Source organism: Phaeodactylibacter xiamenensis (assembly GCF_000759025.1).
GTDB classification, from domain to species: Bacteria; Bacteroidota; Bacteroidia; order Chitinophagales; family Saprospiraceae; genus Phaeodactylibacter; species Phaeodactylibacter xiamenensis.
In genome coordinates, this window is the sequence record NZ_JPOS01000012.1 from 243,662 (window position 1) to 262,906 (window position 19,245).

The window sequence follows — 19,245 nt, forward strand, 5'->3', positions numbered from 1 at the left end:
GCTATGTTTATTCCGCCCAGAGCACTACAGCAGCAAATGCGGGCAGCGCAGCAGCAGGAACAGGCAGCGGTGAGCCTTCGCACATCACATTTAGTGATTCCCACAGCAATTGCAGACCGCATATTTGGCAGTACCTTTAATGTACACCTCGTGTATTACCCGCAGAAACGCTCCCTCCTTATTGCAGGTGCGGAGAACGAGCTCTTCCGGCAGCTGCACAAATCGAAACAGCATTTACTAAAAGCCGGTGACGCTCAGGGCAACCGGAGTATAGCGCTGCACGAATTGCTCATTGACAATGGCATTCCAGCAGAGGACCGGACGCTGGCCTACGAAGCGGAAGATGCCCTCGGGGTACTCAATGTGAGCCTCTGATGTTCATTACACCGGGTCTTACAATTGCAGAGGAGGCTGAGCGCCCCGCTCCGGATACGCCCCTCGACCTGCTGTCCGAAGAAGCATGGCTAATGGACACCGAAGTCCGTTATTGCCTGCAAGCCAGAAACAGTGCCTGGCACCTTTCGATGGTTTTCGTGGATGTACACAACGCCATGCGGTTCATTACCCGCAAAATCGACGTGTACTACTCCGAACAAAAAGCACTGACTTACGCAAAAATCCTGCAGCGTGGCATCCGAAAAGACGCCCGCGGCACACTAAAATCTGAATGGGATGCTTTCCGTATATGCACCAACTGATATCCACGAGCAGCTCCGGGGTTTTCTCCAACAAGAAGACCGCCTGGAAGAGCTCGTGCGCCTGGTAGACCTCCTTGAAGAACGCCCGGCAGCCAATGCTCACAGTGTGATGATCCGAAAGGGTGAAATCCACACCGGTATCGATTGGCACAACATCTATCCGCCATACTTGCTGCCGGATGCTATTGACCTCGATGGCCCCAACTTCCTCGGGCTGCTTTACGCCCGGCTCAACAACTTCGAGCGCTGTCAGGGATTGCTCAGCGCAGGCAACCACAGCCTGTACCTGGAGCTTGATATCCTCAACCGCCTGCAGCAGGGCATTGAAGTAGCCCCGGAGGAGCTCCCCTCCTCCTACTCTCCCTTTGAAGAGTACCGGCTTATGCACAATCAGGCCATTGTGCTGCACTACAGCTCGGCACTCGACACGCCAAGCCTCAATAAAGCCAAGTACTTTTACCTGGAAGCCCTTCAGTGCTCCCCTAATGAAGAGTACCGGGCCTTCACCGCTCAGCATTTTGCCCTTTTGCTGCTCGACAGCGGGGCTCACGAAGATGCAGACCGGGTGGTAAATATTGCCCTCCACTCCGATATCTCAGCAGATGCACGGATGGAGCTGCAGCGCACCCGTTGCCAAATATGGACTCAACACCTGACCCCACCCTACCCTCAGGATAAGCTGGCGGCCTTGCAGCAAATGATGCGCGACGTACTGGGCCACTATGAAAGCCAGGGACGGGATGTAGAGCAGGCGCTACTGTTGCTGGAAGCTGGCCAGATTGCGCAATTCAGTGAAAACTGGTCTGAAAGCCACGGCTGCTACAACAAAGCCCTGACTGCTTTTGAGCGGGAAAATTTGCCACTGCTGGCTGCTGAAGCCAACTACCGAAAAGGCATACTCCTGCTGGCCTGGGCCCAAGCCAACAACCCTCAGTTTTACCGCCCGGCTGCCGAAAGTTTTCAAAAAGCCGTACAGATATTCACACGGGAAGAAGCCCCGCAAGTCTATGCCGACATTCAGCACCACCTCGGCATCATCTACGCGGATATCCCCGACGAAGTAAAAAAGAAAAGCATCTGGGCAGGGGTCTCCTCTTCTGCTTTCCGCGAAGCACTGGACATTTACCAAAAGGATACCCATCCCCATGCCTACGCTACCGTATGCAACCACTACGGCAACGCCCTGACCAAATATCCGCAGGCGAAGCTGTCAGATAACTTTGAGAAGGCGCTTTTCTACTATCAGGAAGCTCTGAGCATACGCACCGCTGCTGAATTCCCTACAGAGCGCTGCCTGATCCTGCTCAACTACCTCAACGCACAGTGGCACCTGGGGATGGAGGAAGATAAACTCGACGAAACCCGCTATCAGAATATGGTAGACAAGGCAGAGGAAGCGGCCCGGCTTGCTACCGATGATGCCCTTCGTGAGGAAGCCACTGCCCACCTCAAAGAATTGGAGCAACTGCGTTCCGCTTACGCTTAAATGTCTGGACAACCATGCACGAAATATCACTCATACGCACTGTTTTCAATACCCTCGAAGCCGAGTTCAGCCCGGAGGAGCTTAGCCGCCTACAGGCAGTGGACCTCAAGGTAGGGCTACTCTCCAACGTAGAGCCTATACTGCTGCAAAATGCCTTTGCTGCCGTAACCCAATCTGAAGGCAAGTACGAAACGACCACGCTGAATATCGAAACCGTCCCTATTGAAGTCTACTGCCCGGTCTGTGACAAAAACTCACCGGTGAAAGACTACAAATTTGCCTGCTCCTGCGGCCGCCCAAGCAGCGATGTGGTGAGCGGTACAGAGCTCCTTATTCACCGCATCCACTTTGCAGAACCGGCCTCGGTGCGCTCTGCTTAGAAAAAGTGGCCAAAATTCAACAAACGATACTGAGCAATCGCGCCCAACCGCTTAAACCCATTAATTCCCATGGGTTTAAGCCTTTAAACGCCATACCCTTTTACCTGTTTTCAAAATTTTAATTGGCTTTACAAAGCCTGGAGCATAGGAACACAGAGATTTACCGGAGTTCTACTTTTTTTATTCTCCCTCAATGCGTACCTTGTAAGGATACAAGCAAAAGCAAACAAAAGACATGCAAAAAATCCAACGGTCCTCCAAAGCCGCAAGAGGTACAGTAACTTGTGATAATACAACCATGCACCTCCTGAAAGCCAATGATTTTGTTGCCGATAGTATTCGAAAGCAAATGGCGGCGCAAAATATCCTCCTGCTCAATATCACCTCTTCAGCCGGCAGCGGAAAAACCACACTCCTGCAGGAAACCATCAAGCGACTTGGCGGTCAGATCAATATCAAAATCCTGGTGGGCGATTTGGAAACCGAACGTGACGCCGACCGGCTGCGTGCCGTAGGCGGGGATGCCCTGCAAATCGTTACAGGTGGCATCTGCCATCTGGAAGCACAGATGGTCTGGCAGGCTATGGAGAGCCTCAATCTCGATGGCGTAGACCTACTGATCATAGAAAACGTTGGGAACCTCGTCTGCCCCGCCTCCTTTGACCTTGGCGAGGACTACCGTGTGACGCTCATCGCTACCACGGAGGGCGATGATAAACCTAAGAAATACCCGCGGATGTTCCTCACCAGTGAGCTGATGCTGGTCTCCAAAGTAGACCTCCTGGAGTACCTGCCTTTCTCCGTAGATAATGTTGTAGCGGATGCGCGGGATATCAACCCGGACATTGATGTGATGGAGCTGTCCACTATCAATGGTACTGGTGTGGATGCCTGGTGCAACTGGCTGCTGAACAAGGTAGCCGAGAAAAAAGAAGCCGCTTCCTTAGCCGCTTCCTAATGCAGACCTGGCACATCCATATTCAGGGGCAGGTACAGGGCGTTGGCTTTCGCCCCTTCATTTACCGTTTGGCACATCAGTTCGGGCTGAATGGGTGGGTAAATAATACACTGGACGGCGTACACATCCGGTTAAATACGGATGAAACAGGCATTCGTGATTTTTGCCGGCAGGTGAAGTATCAGGCTCCGCCCCTGGCCCGCATCCTTAGTTTACAGTACCATGTGATTGCCCCGGAGCCCTTCGCCAGCTTTCAGATTATGCACAGCCAAAGCGAAGGTGAGCCCGACCTGCTGCTTACGCCCGACGTCGCGCTTTGTGCAGATTGCCGGACCGATATTCATGATGACAGGAACCGGCGCTCAGGCTATGCTTTCACAACCTGCATAAACTGCGGCCCCCGCTATTCCATTATACAATCGGTGCCCTATGACCGGGCCAATACCGGGATGGCAAGCTTCGAAATGTGCCCTGCCTGTCAACAGGAGTACGATAACCCGTCCGACCGGCGCTACTATTCTCAAACCAATTCCTGCGCCGAATGTGGCGTAACTTTAACACTCTGGGCTGACGGAGCACCACGAGACTTGTCCCAAACAGAAATCATAAACGCAGTCACCCAGGCCTGGGCAGACGGGCAGACCGTCGCCATCAAAGGCATTGGGGGCTACCTGCTTACCTGTGATGCCGGGAACGCTGAAGCGTTACAACAACTCCGCTCCCGAAAACAGCGGCCCACCAAACCTTTCGCCCTGCTTTTCCCCAATCTCAGCCAGTTGGAACAGATGGCACAGGTAAGCCCGGCAGCAGCTCAGGCCCTCACAGGGGCAGTCTCCCCAATTGTACTGCTGCCTTTTAAAGAAAATGCCAAAGCCCAACTGGCCATAGACGATATCGCACCCGGATTGGGGCAGATCGGCGTCATGCTACCCTACACCCCACTCTATGAGCTGCTGCTGGCCGAATATGGCCAACCGGTAGTGGCAACAAGTGGCAACATCAGCAATATCCCAATTGTCTATCAGGATGAAACCGCACTACATTCCCTTCCCGAAATTGCCGATCAAATCCTGCTGAATAATCGACCGATCGCCACGCCACAGGACGATAGCGTACTGGCTTTCACCCCACACCATAATCGCCCAATTTGGATGCGGCGCTCCCGCGGGCTCGCCCCTTCCTACCTGGAAACGGACATCCCCTGGCCCAATCAGACCATCCTGGCTACGGGCGCTATGCTCAAAAGCACCTTTGGGCTGCTGCACCGGCAAAAGGCCTTTCTGAGCCAGTACCTGGGCGACCTGGAACAATACGAAACTCAACAGCATTATCAGGCGACTTATGCCCACCTAACTCAAACGCTGGCAGCCCGGCCGGAAGTCATTCTCGCCGACGCCCATCCTCAATACTCTTCCACCCATTTTGCACAAGAGCTCAGTGCGTCCGAGGATATTCCGCTACAATTGGTGCAACACCACAAGGCCCACTTTGGCGCCATACTGGGCGAGCATCACCTGTGGGATCAGGAAGAACCTGTACTCGGGCTGATCTGGGACGGCACCGGACTGGGCGATGACCAGCAAATCTGGGGCGGGGAATGTTTTCTCTACCAGGACTATCAGTTTGAACGGGTCACCCATTTCGATTACTTCAGCGCCATACTGGGCGACAAAATGCCAAAAGAACCCCGGGTTTCCGCCCTGTCCGCCACCTTTGGGCTACCGGGTGCAGCAGCCTGCCTCCAACCCTTATTTTCGGATACAGAATGGAGCCTCTACAACCGTATGCTGGACCGCCATGCCGGGCTGCAAACGTCAAGTGTGGGGCGGCTCTTCGATGCGGTAGCTGCCCTACTTGGGCTCGCCAGCCACCAAACCTACGAGGGAGAAGCAGCTACCTTACTGGAACAACTCGCCCGGCAACATATTGCTCATGAAAGGCTTCCCGAACCCTACGATTTTCACTGGCAAGCGGGCACTCCCCTTCCCGTGAAGCCTGTAATGGCTCAAATCCTGGCAGACCAGAAACAAGGTACACCTAAAGGCCTGATTGCGGCCCGCTTCCACCATACGCTGGCACAAATCGCCGTTACTGCAGCTACGACCCTTAGCGTACAGCATATTGCCTGCTCAGGCGGTGTCTTCCAAAACGGGCTGCTGATCGATTTGCTAACCGATGCACTACCACAGGGCTATACCGCTTACTTTCACGAACGCCTTTCCCCCAACGATGAAAATATCGCCTTCGGACAGCTCATTTGCTACCTGACAGGCCAGCGCAGCGCCGCAATACATACCTCACTTTCTAAAAACACTCAACCATGTGCTTAGCAATCCCCGGAAAAATAACAACGATAGAATCCAAATACGACGGGCTCGTCCAGGTCGCCAAGGTGTCCTTTGGCGGCATCATTAAAGAAGCGAGCCTGGAAATGGTGCCCCATGCCAAGGTAGACGACTATGTGCTGGTGCACGTGGGCGTGGCGATTAGCGTGGTGGATGAAGCCGAGGCCCGGCAAACCTTTAAATACCTGGAACAAATGGGAGAAGTGGCAGAAGAACTGAACATTCACGGCTTCCTGCCCGACCAGAAAGAGTACAGTTGACAGCCACTGATGCCCCCATTTTTTGATTCCTAAAAAATAACCCGCTATGAAGTTTCTCAGTGAATACCGGGACCCCGAAGTGGCCCGCCAATACCTCGATGAAATCAGGAAAACCATCACCCGCCCGTGGACCATCATGGAAGTCTGCGGCGGACAAACCCACAGTCTGGTCAAGAATGGCATCCTCGATATGCTGCCCGATGAGGTGCGCATGGTGCATGGCCCCGGCTGCCCGGTCTGCGTCACCCCGCTTAACCTGATCGATAAGGCGGTCTACCTGGCAGAAGAAAAAAACGTCATTCTTTGCTCCTTCGGTGATATGCTGCGCGTACCGGGTTCCGAAAAGAGCCTGCTGGAAGCCAAAGCCAATGGCGCAGACATCCGTATCCTGTACTCTCCCCTCGAAGCGGTCAACATCGCCAGGGACAACCCGGACCGGGAAGTGGTCTTCTTTGCCGTGGGCTTTGAAACTACCGCGCCGGCCAATGCACTATCCGTCGTGCACGCCGACCGGTACGAGCTGAAAAACTACTCTATTCTCACCTCGCACGTACTTGTCCCACCCGCCATCGAAGCTGTGATGGATGATGAAGCCACCCAAATTGAAGGCTTTCTCGCTGCCGGCCACGTTTGCACCATCATGGGCATCAGCGAGTACTATCCGCTGGTGGATAAATACAAAGTGCCTATTGTGGTAACGGGTTTCGAACCGGTGGACTTACTGCAAGGCATTCTGATGACCGTAAAGCAGCTGGAGAACGGCGAGCATAAACTTGAAAATCAGTACGCCCGTATGGTCCGTCCGGAGGGCAACCCCCACGCCATCAAAACACTGGAAGAGGTCTTTGATATTACAGACCGGATGTGGCGGGGCATTGGAGTGATCCCTGGCAGCGGGTACGAGCTCAAGGCCAAATACGCAGCGTATGATGCCCGCCTTAAATTCGACGTTAACATCCCGGAAGCACCGGAAAGTGACAGCTGCATCGCCGGCGAAGTCATGAAGGGCATCAAAAAACCATTCGAATGCCCCAATTTTGGCAAAGCCTGTAAACCGGAGACCCCACTGGGTGCCCCTATGGTCAGCTCAGAAGGCGCCTGCGCCGCCTATTATCACTTTTCTGGCATGCTGGAAGAACTCGAAACCGTACAACCCTAACCCCCACTAAACTATGGCAATAACCGACCAAAAACGCCGCATGCAGCTGCAATGCCCAATGCCCAAACTCGACTTTGAGGTAATTACACTCGGGCACGGCAGTGGTGGATTGCTAACCAACCGGCTCCTGGACAGCGGTGTATTTGAAGTACTGAAGAATGACATTCTGGACAAGCGCCATGATGGAGCGACCCTGAACCTCAGCGGCCCTACGGCCTTCACCACCGACAGCTTCGTCATTTCCCCTATCTTTTTTCCGGGTGGGAATATCGGTGAGCTGGCGGTGAATGGCACCGTGAATGACCTCGCCATGTGCGGGGCGCTGCCCGAGTACCTGTCCCTGAGCTTCATCCTGGAGGAAGGGCTGCCGGTTAAGCAGTTTTGGGAAGTGCTCGTCGGAGTAAAGGTCGCCTGTGAACTAGCGGGCGTGCAAGTCGTCACCGGCGATACCAAAGTGGTGGAAAAAGGCAAGGGCGACAAGGTCTTCATCAATACCACCGGCGTTGGCCGTTTGCACCCCAGAGCACAAATCGACGTCAACCGGGTACAGCCCGGCGACCAAATCATCGTGAGCGGGCAGTTGGCCACCCACGGCATGGCCATCATGTCCGTACGGGAAGGGCTGGAATTCGAAACTACAATTGAAAGCGACTCCTGCAATCTGAACCACGCGGTCAGGGCGTTGCTCGATGCTTTTGGCCCCGACATCCACCTGCTGCGTGATCCTACCCGGGGCGGTGTCGCTACGGTACTTACGGAGATTGCCCGGGACACCGGGCTGGGCGTGAATTTGCAACAGCGCCAACTGCCCATTGACCCGCAGGTGGCTGGTGCCTGCGAAATGCTTGGGCTCGACCCGCTCTACGTAGCTAACGAAGGGCTCTTTATTGCCGTAGTGGCTGCTGAAAAAGCGGATGAAGCCCTGGCTATGATGCGGGAGCAGCCATATTGCGAGAATGCCGCCATCATCGGGGAAGTCACAACAGACCATCCCCGCAAGACCGTGCTTACCAGCAGCATCGGTGGCAAGCGCGTAGTGAACATGCTCACCGGCGAGCAACTACCACGGATTTGCTGATGAAAAAAGACATTAACAACCGCAGTGATATTGAGATGCTAGTGGACGACTTCTACAAACGAATGTTGGAGGACCGCCTGCTGCGCCCTTTTTTTCTGGAAGCCGCCAACGTACACCTGGCCGAGCATTTGCCACTGATTTGTGATTTTTGGGAAACGGTCCTCTTCCAAACCGGTATCTATCAGGGTGGCACCTTGCAGAAGCACTTGGAGCTGCACATGGAAAAGCCCCTTAAAGCCCGCCACTTCGAACGCTGGCTGGAGCATTTCCAGGCAACGGTCAACACCCACTTCGAGGGCCCAAAAGCCGAAGAAGCCAAACAAAAAGCCCGGTCGATCGCTGCCGTTATCCGGGTCAAAATTGATAACCTGGAGCGCCGCCGTAAGGAGCTCAACAACTAAAAAACGATGACACCCACTTCCTCACAGGAACAATTACGCCCCGAGCTTCTTCAGGACACCCGGGTTTTTAAAGGCGCAGAAGGCAGCCCTCTGCTTGCTCCAAGAGGCGTATTCCTGAGCCATAACCGGCTTTTTGTTGCTGATACCGCCCAGAACCGCCTGTTCATCTGGCACCAACTGCCCGAACATGAATACCAGGACCCGGATGTGGTGCTGGGGCAGCCCGCCAAAGCAGAAACTGGCCGGAATGCAGGTGGCGGCACTTCAGCATCCACCCTGTTCTATCCTTCCGGCATCTGGTCGGATGGCCAACGGTTGATCGTAGCTGATGCCTGGAACCACCGCGTTCTGGTCTGGCACCAATTGCCGGAAAAGGACGGCCAACCGGCAGACGTGGTCATCGGCCAACCCGATTTTGAACGTAATGAGGCTAATGTAGCCGGGATTAGCCACCACCCTACCGCTCAGTCCCTGCACTGGCCCTACGGCGTATTTTCAGATGGGCAACATCTGTGGATTGCCGATACAGGCAACCGGCGGGTATTATTTTTTGAGACCATTCCCGCTTCCAATTATGCCGCCGCGGATAAAGTGCTGGGCAAGCCTTCCTTCGAGGAGCGCGACTACGACCACAATGACCCCATCTGGCCTTACTCAGTGAAAGTAAGCCCTGATGGTGCCCTGGCCATTACCGATACGCAGTATTACCGGGTCCTGCTCTGGCATGACTGGAAGCAGGCCTTTGGCAGCAAGGCAGATGCCATTATCGGGCAGGCTTCCTTTGAGGGCAACGGGCAGAATCAGTACGGGTGGTTCCCGCAGGCCAATACCCTGAACTGGTGTTATGACTCTTGCTTTTATAAAGATGGACTATGGGTAGCCGATACCGGCAACAGCCGCATCCTGTGGTTTAAGCAACTGCCTTTCGAACATAATACGCCGGCCGACAACCTGATCGGGCAGAAAAACTTTACCACGGGCAGCGAAAATAAAGAGACCATTTGGACAACCGAGGAGAGCCTCTACTGGCCTTTTCAGGTGAGTATTGAAGGGCAGACCATGGTTGCAGCCGACACCGGCAACCATCGCATCGTTATCAATCAGCTCGCAAAGTAAGCCTTTCTCTAACCGCCCCAATCTGCCACCCCATGGATTACATAACCGTTGAAGTAGCAGCGCTTACGGATGCACCCGATCAATCTCAGGCTTTTGTGCTGGTACTGGAAGAAGTGGATGGCTTTCGGCGGTTACCTATTAAGCTGGGGCATGCGGAGGCGCAGGCCATTGCCCTGGCAGTACAAAGCCGGGAACTATCGCGCCCGGCCACTCATGACCTCTTTGCCGGAGTACTTCAATCGGCAGGGCTCCAATTGCGGGAAGCCAGGATTAACCGTATGGAAGGCGAGGCTTTTTGTGCCCTGCTCACTTTCAGGAAACCCGATGGCGATACTTTCGAGCAGGATGCCCGCCCTTCTGATGCCATCGCCCTGGCGCTTCGGCTTTCTTGTCCGGTTAAGGTAGCTGACAATATCATGGACGAGCACGGCATTCTGTCCAACCGCTTAACACCTAATACCGCCTGGATCAAAGGGAAGCTGGAGGACTATACCCTGCCTGAGTTAGAGGCCTTATTGCAGCAGGCGGTGGAACGGGAAGATTACCAATCGGCTTCCCGTATTCGGGATGCTATCACCCGCCTGTCCAATTCCTGATCATTGTTCACTGAAGGTATAGGCTTGTGCCGCTTCTTCCCAATTCACCTCTAACATATAACATTTGCCTTTTGGCTGGGCAACGGGCGGCACCTTCCTTTGTTTGGCTTACGCCAATTGCAGACACCCAAATGATGAAGGGACATGAAAATCGGGCTGCCCGGTTTGCGGGTCCACCCAGGTGATCCAGTTGAAGGTGGCTTTATCTCCAGTGATGTCGAGGCAGCGCCCCCGGTATAAACCCGCTTGCAGGTAACCGCCATCCTGAATCAGATGCAAGTTGCGGAGAGACTCAATGCTGATCCGCCCCTGTAGCCAGTAACCGGAGGGCGTGCGCCCCGTTTCCAGTTGCAGATGCCCTTCCGGCCATCCCCAGGTTTTATCCGATTGGCGGTAGTAGCTCGACTGGTAATCGTAGACTCTGCCGAGCGGGTCCATCTCCAGTCCGAAGTACCGCTTTAATTCCGGGTCCTGCCGAAAGAAAATCTCCACCCGCTCGGAATTGAGGACGTCGAACTTGGTGTGGTCTTTTTCGTAGATCAGAATATTGGGCTCCTGTACATCAAACCGGAAATAGAGATGCACGCCATCGTGGAGGGCGCGGAAAGCTGTTCCGGTGTCTTCAACTTCCAGCCAGGGGGAGGAAAAGTCGCGGAGGATGGTGGCGGGTTGCCAACCAGGAAATAGGTTCGGTGGAGTAGGCACAATTCCTACTCTATAGGTTTTTGTGGGTTGGTGATGGTTCATTTGGGAAAGGTACATATTTGCTGACAACACCTCCAAAAATTACACGAGTAGAGCAAAAGCAAGTTTGAGCCTGGCAGATTAGGTACTATATAAAGTCAGAAGGGGAGTATACACTAAACTGCTCCACAATTTTCTAACTTCGGCTGTTGCCACAACAATTATAAATAAGATGTCATTTACATTTAAAACCACGAAAGGAAAAACGTATTATCTCAAATCGCGGGCCACGAAGAAAGGCAACACCACGTACTATTTGACCCAGAAGAAAGATGCCGAATGCCTGCAAGAAGTGCCCGTGGGGTACGAGGTATTTGAAAAATACGATTCCGGGCAGGCTTATATCCGTAAAATTAAAGAAAGTCATATTGAAGAAGCGGAGATAGCCGCTATCGGAAAGGAATTACGTCGAAATAAGTCGCTGCATGACTTCAAGCTGGATATCTGCGGTGATGAAATTCGCATATATACCAAAGAAAGAGGAGCCACAACTGAAGGATCAGAACTACTGAGAGGCTTTATGTCTGGTACCCGGGAAAACCCTGGTGCGATGTTGAACAGGTTCGCACGTTACGAGGAAAGAATGCGGATCATTCTTGTTCAGCGCAAAGGCGAGCGTGAGTTTACCTTCCAAAGGTATTACTACCGGGGCTCTATTGACGATTGGATTACTATTGATTCCGGCAGCGATTTGGAAGCGCTGGCCGAGAAGAACTTGTACCACCTTGGGAAGGAATCCTATTACAAGCTGTTTGGTTTTTGAACCGGTCTTTGAGGCCATGCCCAGTTCTGCTGTGGTCTAATACAGGCGCTCTTCGCGGCTCCAAGAACAAGTATTTTAATGATTTTATTTGTATATTTGTGAAATACACACAAATAATGCGATTATGGTCATTGAATTTAGTCTCGGTAACTTCTGGTCTTTTCATGAAATTCAGACACTGCACATGCAGTCGGCCGCCATCAAGTCCAAATTTCCGAAAGTAGATCAGGAGAATCTTTTTCAGATAGGGAAAGATTTCAGCCTACTGAAAAGCAAGGCTATTTTTGGTGCAAACGGAAGCGGCAAGAGCAATTTGATCCGGGGGTTTCGGAGTATGATCAGGATCATTCGTGAATGCATAAAGGATGAGCAGATTCTACAGAAAGAGATCGTCCCATTCTTATTCCAAAAAGAAGCCCACCATGAACCCAGCTTCTTTCAGGTCGCCTTTATTGCCGAGGGCGTACAGTATCGATACGGTTTTGAAGCTGATAAAACACGAATAATTACGGAATGGCTGTTTGGAAAACCCCTCACTTCGGATAAAGCGTCGAAAATAAGAGAACGGTACTATTTTAAAAGAGAGGGCGATGAAATTAAGATCAACGAAAAAGAATTTCGGGAAGGGTTGGCGTTTGTTCCCAAAACTAATCAGGCATCTCCTTTGTATCGCGAAAATGTGCTTTTCCTTTCTCTAGTCAATGCATTTAACGGTCGTATTGCCAAAAGCATACACCACTCTTTCCTAAAAAACATCAATGTTTCGTCTGGCCTTGAAGACCCTTTCAATTGGGTTGTCCTGCTAAATAAACTAGATCAGGATAAAAGTTTTTCAAAGCGATTAACCCATTTTTTAAAATCCATCGACTCCAAAATATCCAGATTGGACATAGTGGATGTTCCAAAAGCGGAAGCAACATCGCGCATATCTATGGTTCAGGAACCCAGTGAAAACCGAAAAGCGGGCTATGTGGTCATTTACAGATCGGCAACAGATAGCAAGGGCAATTTGAAGGAGGTTCCTCTAACCTTACACTCGCAGGAAGCGGAAGGCACAAAAAAACTAGCGACCTTAAGCCCTTTCCTTTTTCACACTTTGGACCATGGGGGGCTGTTTGTCATTGACGAGTTCGATGCCCGGCTGCACCCCAATCTTAGTAGAAAGATCATTGAGCTTTTCCATTCTCCCAATACGAACAAGCGGAATGCTCAGCTCATCTTTGTATCCCACGACTCTAATTTGCTAGACGCCCGATTGCTGAGAAGAGATCAGATCGCCTTCACTAAAAAGGATAGCACGGGTGCTACAGAACTGTATGCTCTGGCAGAATTTAAAGGCGTGCGTAATGACAGTTCGTTTGAGAAAGATTACTTAATGGGTAAGTACAACGCTATTCCGCATAATCTAACCGCCCTGGAAAGAGCTGTTGAAAACTATGTGGGCAATGAGTAGGAAAGTAAAGAAAACAGACCGGGGAAAGGCTTGGAATAGAAAGTTGACTAAGACGAAACCACCTCATATTGGGACGAGGTCTAAGGCCAAATCTTTTTATATCGTGTGCGAAGGCATGAACACCGAACCAGAATATTTCAAATCTTTTCCTCTCGGAAATGCTCAGGTTGAGTCTTTCGGGCTGGGGCAATCGAAAACTAAATTGGTAGAAAGTGTCATTGAGCTTCTGACATCTGATGAATCCCTAAAGGAAAAGGAAGTGTGGGTGGTTTTTGATATGGATATCAATCAGGAGCAAGGGAACCAACAAAAAGGAGACTACAATAGGGCTGTAGAGCTGGCTTACAAGAACAGTATCAACGTAGCTTACTCAAACGACACCTTCGAACTTTGGTTTGTTTTGCATTATCAATACATTGACACGCCCTGGAATAGGGGTCAGTATTTTAAAAGGCTAAGTGAGCTTTGGGGATGCAATTATTCAAAGGATGGAAAAACTAAGGCTTTTTGTGAAAGGATATACCAAATTCTTTTAGAAGATGAGCATGCGAATCAAGAAAAAGCCATTTATCGAGCAAAAAAATTACACGACGAGCAAGCTCATTTGGCTATTTCTGATAAAACCCCCTGTACAACTGTTTTTCAATTGGTCCAAGAGTTGAATCAATATTTATAGTCTGACAAGCTAAAATACGGCGCCCCAACCTGAAAACCAGGCCCATTCTAAGGGGGATCCCGCCCTATAATCAATCAAAATCCACCTCCACCCACATCGGACGGTGGTCCGACATGTAGTACCGGCAGTACGCCTTGAAGTCCTCCTCGCTAAGCCGGTCCCAAAGCTCAGGGAAAACGGCCGTGTCATAGTCAAACACTCCGCTGTTTTTGATTTTGCGCTTCAGGCTTGGGAAGAACGCCACCTGATCATACTGCGCATCGGTGGAAATACTGGAAGCAATCCGGGTGGAGTGCTTTGGCACCGTCAGCCCGCGTTTGGAAAGCGCATCGTAAATCGGGTCTCCGGATGCGGCAATCGGTATATTGAAATCGCCCAGCGCGATGATGTTGGGAGAAAAGGCATGCTCATCTTCCCGGCGCAGGTCTGCATAGCGGCCTACCGCGTAAGCTTCAAGCGCCCGGCGGTTAATATCGGCCGAAGCCGTGCCGCCGAAGAAAAGGTGTGCATTGACCAGCATAAACCGATGGTTGCGAAACTGAAAACTGCCGATGTAAGGATTGCGGTCAAAACCGCGAAAGGCCTGTTCTACCCCCGGCAGCCGAATCCAACGATGAGCAGCGGGCTCAATGGCCAGCTCGCCGGTCATGGGCATTCGTTCCACCTTGCTGGTGTCATAGAAGTACGCAGCCCGCTCGTCATTCCCACCCCGGTCAGTAAACATGGGCTCATAAGAAGAGCCAATGAAGGATTCCAACTGGTACAGCCCGCTGAGGTCGTCGTGAACTTCCTGAACAGCTACAATATCAAACCAGCTCATGATCTCAGCAATCAGCTGATAGTGGGCTTCTGTGCGCTCGTGCAGCCCCAGGTTGGCTACATTCCAGGTGGCAATGAGCAGGCGGTCCTCTCTTTTTTCGGGAATACTCCGTTTGGCTTTGTGCTGCAGGAGGTGCTGCCGTTCCGTCTCTACGGAAAAGGGGAAGGTATAATTTGGTTTTTCAAAGGCTACCATGGGCGTAAAGTTGTGCTTTCAAAAAGAAGTAGCTTCTTGTAAGAGAACACTTTTTCATCCCGTTTTGTGCCATAAGCAGAGTTCAAATGTAAGGGGCTATTGCAAAAGTTAGCCACGGCAGCACCTGCGGCAGGCGTTGAATACGGCTTCTAAGACTGTGTTGGGATTTCATCCTTTGGGCTGCATTTGCCAAATTTCATCCTGCACTTCGTTGCTCTTCAGTCGCTTAGCTCAGGCTAGGCTCCCTCATCGCGCCTTGTTCAGAATAAAATTTGACTTCACTCGCTCCAAAAGCGAATTCCCAACACAGTCTAAAAACCGTATATTGCGCCTATATTTAAAAAATAAGCTCATGAGCGCCTATTTTTCGACAGCTGCGCCTGATTTTAAGGCCCTGGCACTTCCGGGTAAGGTTAGTGTGGTGGGGTATGCGGCCATCATTCACCGCCTGGGGCTGCCGGTGCCAATGCCGAGGCAAATCACCGTGGTCAATACCAGCCGCAGAAAGACGAGGATGGGCACATATGACCTTCTCCACTTTCCAAAGGTTTACAATCCCGAGAGTAGTACGGTAGGCACTGAAATTGAGGCGCTCTACCTTCATTTAGTTTTTGCGCTAAAGTATGAAGGCGTCAACTTGTTGGTGTTCCGTATGCTTTGCCGGCATTATTCCGAAGAAGAGTTGTGCAAACTCATCCATATCGAACCAACAGGACAGTATTCGCGGCGGATATGGTTTTTCCTGGAGTGGGTATCCGGAAAGCCATTGCCAGATGTGCCTGACTTGTCGATCTCAAAAAAGGGTTATGTCGATGCGTTAGATACCAAATTGCAGTATGGCATAAGCGGTAAGAAGTCCGAACGGCATCGGGTGTTGAATAACCTGCCCGGCACGCCTGATTTTTGCCCGCTCGTCAGCAGGACGGAGGCATTGGAAAAGTTCAGAGCAGCCGGACTGGATCGGCAAACAGATCAGTACCTGGAGGGTGTCCGGGAGTCGCTGCTGCAGCGGGCATCTGCATTTTTAATGCTAAAAGATTCTAAAGCCTCCTTCAACATAGAAGGGGAAAGCCCCAAAAGCAGAAGAGCTGCGCTATGGGGCGATGTGATTGGCAAAGCCGGATCTAACCCGCTCAGTCACGAGGAGTTGCAGCAGCTACAGCGCATGGTGATCGAAAACCCTAAGTTCGTCCGTTTTGGCTATCGGACTAAAGGTGGGTTTGTAGGAGAGCACAACCGGGTGACCGGTACGCCTATACCCGAGCACATATCCGCAAAACCAGAGGACTTAAACCGGTTGATGGAAGGCCTGCTTCACACAGCGGATCAGCTAATTGGCAGCGATGTGGATGCGGTCGCTGCCGCTGCTATAATTGCCTTTGGCTTTGTTTTTATCCACCCGTTTGAAGATGGCAACGGCCGTATTCACCGCTATTTGGTACACCACGTGCTGGCTGGTATGCACTTCGCCAAACGAGGCGTCGTTTTTCCGGTATCAGCTGCTATTCTGAAAGATATCAATGGCTACAGGAAGGTGCTGCAGGCTTATTCCCAGCCCTTACTCGCTTTTATAGATTGGGAAGAAACATCCGACCATAATGTGGCGATCCTCAATGAGACAGCAGATTACTACCGCTTCTTTGACGCCACGCCTCAGGCGGAATTCCTTTACGAATGTGTTCAAAAGACCATTCAGGAGATCATTCCGGAAGAAATCAATTACCTGCAGCGTTATGAAGCCTTCAAAACATTCATCAATCAGCACTTTGACATGCCGGACAAAATGCTCAACCTGATGCTTCGTTTCCTGCATCAATACGATGGGCGGCTGTCGAAAAGAGCCCGGGAAAAAGAGTTTCAAGCCTTATCAGATCAAGAGGTTCAACTGATAATGTCAACCTACAAAGAAATCTTTACCTCTTGAGTGTTCAGTAAACAGCGCCTCAGCTCACCCCCACTTCCCGCGCCCCCTTCCGGATAATCTTCTTCGCGTCCCGGCCTTTCTCCGCCTGCCCGTCGGCATTCCACCAAATGATAGCGCCAGTGGGGCAGCGCTGAATGGCGTCCTTGCTTTCTGCTGCCGCACCGTGGTGGATGACCGGTAAGTTGTAGGCCATCTCAATCAGTCCACCGGGCGCATCCATGGCACAGCGCCCGCAGGCCGTACAGGCCACCTCGCAGTCTTCCAGAATTTCGTTACCCTGCTCCAGGTTTTTGCAGGCCACCCAGAGGTGGTTCTGCAGGGGCTCCAGAGAGAACAAGCCCTTAGGGCAGGCTTCCACGCAGTCGCCGCAAGCCGTGCACTTGTCGGTATCCACGACCGGCAGTCCCTGTTCGTCCATCTGTATGGCATCAAAATCACAGACCACCTCGCAGTCGCCGTAGCCCAGGCAACCCCAGGAACAACCTTTGCCGCCACCGCTGACCAGGGCAGCAGCCTTACAGCTCTGCATGCCTTCATACTGTGCCCGCACCCGGGCAACATTCGCCCCACCGGCACAGGCAAGGCGGGCGACTTTGCGGTCTTCATTGCCCAGCGCCACGCCCAGGTACCCGGCGATCCGCTCCCGTGCCTCCTCAGAGCTTACCGTACATTTGCCCGGCAAGGCTTCCCCGCCAACCAGTGCTTCCGCAAAGGGGCGGCAACCAGGATACCCACAGGCACCACAGTTGGCGTGCGGTAGCATATCTTCTACCGTGTCAATACGCGGATCCTCATACACATACAGCTTCTTATTGGCCAGTACGAGCATAAGAGCGAGCAGGAAAGTCAGGCCTCCGAGGGCAGCTATGGCGGTCAGGATAGTCATGTCAGTTCGTTTTCTAGTAAATCACCTCCGCCCACTTGCCACCGGCAATCAGCTCAGCTTTGCGCTGCGCCCACTTTTCCTTGGAACCCAGTACTTTGGCAAAGGCTTTGTCGAGGTTGTCTTTCACCTTAGCATAGCCGGCCACGTAGATGTAGGTATTCACCTGATTCAGCATCTCGAGCAGCTCTGCTGCGCGGTCTTCGATGGCTTTGTCCAGCTCAATCGGGTCCAGCCACTTCGGCCGCGGGCTGAGGGCACGGAATGCCCGGAAAGTGTCCTCATCGTAGTAGTTCATGAGGTCCCCATCCTTGTCATTGAGGTAGAGCAGCTCCAGGCCGGAACGGGCTCCGTAGAACAAGCGGATCTTGCCTTTCCAGTCTTTCTCCTCTGTAAAAATGTGCTTGACGAATGCGCGGAAGGGTGCAATCCCCGTTCCCATACCAATGAGGATAAGGTTTGCGGTTTTGTCCTCAGGCACTGAGAAGGGCAGCCCAAATGGCCCGGTGATCGTGATTTCATCCCCGGCTTTGCGGTCGCAGAGGTAGTTGGAGACCACGCCCTTGTAGCGTTCACCATTCACATCGTCCACATACGCGCAACGCTTGACCAGCATAGTGAGCAGGGTGTGCCCATTCTCCCGCTTTGGCAGGTCGGCCACGCTGTACAGCCGGTGGTGTTGGGTATTGCCAAACTCATCCTTGTGGTCCAGCAGTACGCCAAAGCTTTGGTCCACCGCGCAGTCGAAGCCAGGCTCCAGCACTTCCAGCTGAATTTCCCGGACCTCGTCGGTATCCATGGGCGTAAGGCGCTCAGTTTTGCGCACAGCAGCCCTAAAACGGGGCTCGGTCTGATAATCTGCTAAGTATGCCATGGTTGTTGTTTTTAAGGTTTATTGATCGAGACTTGACAAGAGCTTTGGTGTTGCACTGGGAAACTTATCAAGTCAGGTCAGTTCTCTTTTTTGCATACGCCTCCTCTGCACCCACAGTCGCCGCAGCTCCGGCGCTCCGCCAGCACATCCTCATCGGTGATTTGGTCAGCAAACATCTGCCGCCATACGGTTTGGATGAGTAGCCAGTAGACCATGAGGGCGACTACGCCAACGAGTCCGATGATTAATGAGGAGGTCATGGTTTTTATTTTTGTGAGGTTGCCCTCAAATTAAAATTATCAATCATTTCCTACGGGTGCTGTTACTTGGTCAAGGTTGAGGCTAAGGTTTAGGTTGAGGCATACACGGCATGTACTCCGGGGGCGGCAGCGAGCTGCCTTCTTCCTCAGAGGCAATAGGCAGCTCGCTGCCGCGG

The 19,245-nt window shown here is 52.2% G+C and carries 21 protein-coding genes; 16 read left to right on the top strand and 5 right to left on the bottom strand.

Translation table 11 applies throughout. From position 1 onward, the window contains the following. The first annotated feature begins 3 nt into the window (after positions 1 to 3). From IX84_RS04650 to IX84_RS04705, 12 genes are all read left to right on the top strand, one after another. The gene (locus IX84_RS04650) at positions 4 to 375 is read left to right on the top strand and encodes a hypothetical protein (protein ID WP_044216930.1); all 372 of its coding nucleotides are present in this window, start codon (positions 4 to 6) and stop codon (positions 373 to 375) included. Next, entirely contained in the window at positions 375 to 698 is a 324-nt protein-coding gene (locus tag IX84_RS04655) for a hypothetical protein (RefSeq protein ID WP_044216932.1), read from the top strand. The genes IX84_RS04650 and IX84_RS04655 overlap by 1 nt, the downstream gene beginning before the upstream one ends. Then, positions 673 to 2,184: a hypothetical protein gene (locus IX84_RS04660; protein ID WP_044216934.1), complete on the top strand. Its 1,512-nt coding sequence runs from the start codon at positions 673 to 675 to the stop codon at positions 2,182 to 2,184. Before IX84_RS04655 ends, IX84_RS04660 begins: the two co-directional genes overlap by 26 nt. A gap of 14 nt (positions 2,185 to 2,198) precedes the next feature. Continuing rightward, a complete protein-coding gene (locus IX84_RS04665; RefSeq protein WP_044216936.1) occupies positions 2,199 to 2,564 on the top strand; it encodes a hydrogenase maturation nickel metallochaperone HypA/HybF in 366 nt (121 codons plus the stop codon). Between the two features lie 235 nt (positions 2,565 to 2,799). Beyond that, on the top strand, positions 2,800 to 3,522 hold the full coding sequence (gene hypB / locus IX84_RS04670; RefSeq protein WP_076650619.1) for a hydrogenase nickel incorporation protein HypB: 723 nt from the start codon (positions 2,800 to 2,802) through the stop codon (positions 3,520 to 3,522). Then, positions 3,522 to 5,852 carry a carbamoyltransferase HypF gene (gene hypF / locus IX84_RS04675; RefSeq protein ID WP_044216937.1) on the top strand — a complete coding sequence of 777 codons (2,331 nt, stop codon included), beginning with the start codon at positions 3,522 to 3,524 and terminating at the stop codon, positions 5,850 to 5,852. The genes hypB and hypF overlap by 1 nt, the downstream gene beginning before the upstream one ends. Beyond that, a complete protein-coding gene (locus tag IX84_RS04680; protein WP_044216940.1) occupies positions 5,843 to 6,127 on the top strand; it encodes a HypC/HybG/HupF family hydrogenase formation chaperone in 285 nt (94 codons plus the stop codon). Before hypF ends, IX84_RS04680 begins: the two co-directional genes overlap by 10 nt. Before the next feature lie 46 nt (positions 6,128 to 6,173). Continuing rightward, positions 6,174 to 7,286: a hydrogenase formation protein HypD gene (gene hypD / locus IX84_RS04685; RefSeq protein WP_044216942.1), complete on the top strand. Its 1,113-nt coding sequence runs from the start codon at positions 6,174 to 6,176 to the stop codon at positions 7,284 to 7,286. 13 nt (positions 7,287 to 7,299) lie between these two features. Continuing rightward, positions 7,300 to 8,364: a hydrogenase expression/formation protein HypE gene (gene hypE / locus IX84_RS04690; protein ID WP_238578227.1), complete on the top strand. Its 1,065-nt coding sequence runs from the start codon at positions 7,300 to 7,302 to the stop codon at positions 8,362 to 8,364. Next, positions 8,364 to 8,765 (top strand): group III truncated hemoglobin, encoded by a 402-nt coding sequence (locus IX84_RS04695; RefSeq protein ID WP_044216943.1) that lies wholly within the window; start codon positions 8,364 to 8,366, stop codon positions 8,763 to 8,765. The genes hypE and IX84_RS04695 overlap by 1 nt, the downstream gene beginning before the upstream one ends. A gap of 6 nt (positions 8,766 to 8,771) precedes the next feature. Then, entirely contained in the window at positions 8,772 to 9,881 is a 1,110-nt protein-coding gene (locus tag IX84_RS04700; protein WP_044216944.1) for an NHL repeat-containing protein, read from the top strand. Positions 9,882 to 9,913: 32 nt separating this feature from the next. Continuing rightward, the gene (locus tag IX84_RS04705; protein WP_044216945.1) at positions 9,914 to 10,477 is read left to right on the top strand and encodes a bifunctional nuclease family protein; all 564 of its coding nucleotides are present in this window, start codon (positions 9,914 to 9,916) and stop codon (positions 10,475 to 10,477) included. A 108-nt stretch (positions 10,478 to 10,585) separates the two neighbouring features. Here IX84_RS04705 and IX84_RS04710 read toward each other — a convergent pair whose 3' ends face one another. Then, a complete protein-coding gene (locus IX84_RS04710; protein ID WP_160213664.1) occupies positions 10,586 to 11,224 on the bottom strand; it encodes a sugar-binding protein in 639 nt (212 codons plus the stop codon). Positions 11,225 to 11,393: 169 nt separating this feature from the next. Between IX84_RS04710 and IX84_RS30680 the strand changes: the two genes are divergently transcribed. From IX84_RS30680 to IX84_RS04725, 3 genes are all read left to right on the top strand, one after another. After that, complete coding sequence (locus IX84_RS30680) at positions 11,394 to 11,984, top strand: hypothetical protein (RefSeq protein WP_052515764.1); 591 nt, start codon at positions 11,394 to 11,396, stop codon at positions 11,982 to 11,984. A 124-nt stretch (positions 11,985 to 12,108) separates the two neighbouring features. Next, the gene (locus IX84_RS04720; RefSeq protein WP_044216947.1) at positions 12,109 to 13,437 is read left to right on the top strand and encodes an AAA family ATPase; all 1,329 of its coding nucleotides are present in this window, start codon (positions 12,109 to 12,111) and stop codon (positions 13,435 to 13,437) included. After that, positions 13,430 to 14,113 (top strand): RloB family protein, encoded by a 684-nt coding sequence (locus tag IX84_RS04725; RefSeq protein WP_052515765.1) that lies wholly within the window; start codon positions 13,430 to 13,432, stop codon positions 14,111 to 14,113. Before IX84_RS04720 ends, IX84_RS04725 begins: the two co-directional genes overlap by 8 nt. A gap of 70 nt (positions 14,114 to 14,183) precedes the next feature. Here IX84_RS04725 and IX84_RS04730 read toward each other — a convergent pair whose 3' ends face one another. Beyond that, positions 14,184 to 15,128: an endonuclease/exonuclease/phosphatase family protein gene (locus tag IX84_RS04730; RefSeq protein ID WP_044216952.1), complete on the bottom strand. Its 945-nt coding sequence runs from the start codon at positions 15,126 to 15,128 to the stop codon at positions 14,184 to 14,186. Positions 15,129 to 15,480: 352 nt separating this feature from the next. Between IX84_RS04730 and IX84_RS04735 the strand changes: the two genes are divergently transcribed. After that, a complete protein-coding gene (locus IX84_RS04735; RefSeq protein ID WP_044216953.1) occupies positions 15,481 to 17,052 on the top strand; it encodes a Fic family protein in 1,572 nt (523 codons plus the stop codon). A 19-nt stretch (positions 17,053 to 17,071) separates the two neighbouring features. Here IX84_RS04735 and IX84_RS04740 read toward each other — a convergent pair whose 3' ends face one another. From IX84_RS04740 to IX84_RS04750, 3 genes are all read right to left on the bottom strand, one after another. Further along, positions 17,072 to 17,938, bottom strand: coding sequence for an RnfABCDGE type electron transport complex subunit B (locus tag IX84_RS04740; protein ID WP_044216955.1), 867 nt, complete (start codon positions 17,936 to 17,938; stop codon positions 17,072 to 17,074). Positions 17,939 to 17,951: 13 nt separating this feature from the next. Further along, positions 17,952 to 18,809 (bottom strand): ferredoxin reductase domain-containing protein, encoded by an 858-nt coding sequence (locus tag IX84_RS04745; protein WP_044216958.1) that lies wholly within the window; start codon positions 18,807 to 18,809, stop codon positions 17,952 to 17,954. 77 nt (positions 18,810 to 18,886) lie between these two features. Beyond that, positions 18,887 to 19,069, bottom strand: a complete 183-nt coding sequence (locus tag IX84_RS04750) for a hypothetical protein (protein ID WP_044216961.1) — start codon at positions 19,067 to 19,069, stop codon at positions 18,887 to 18,889. Between the last annotated feature and the right edge of the window lie 176 nt (positions 19,070 to 19,245).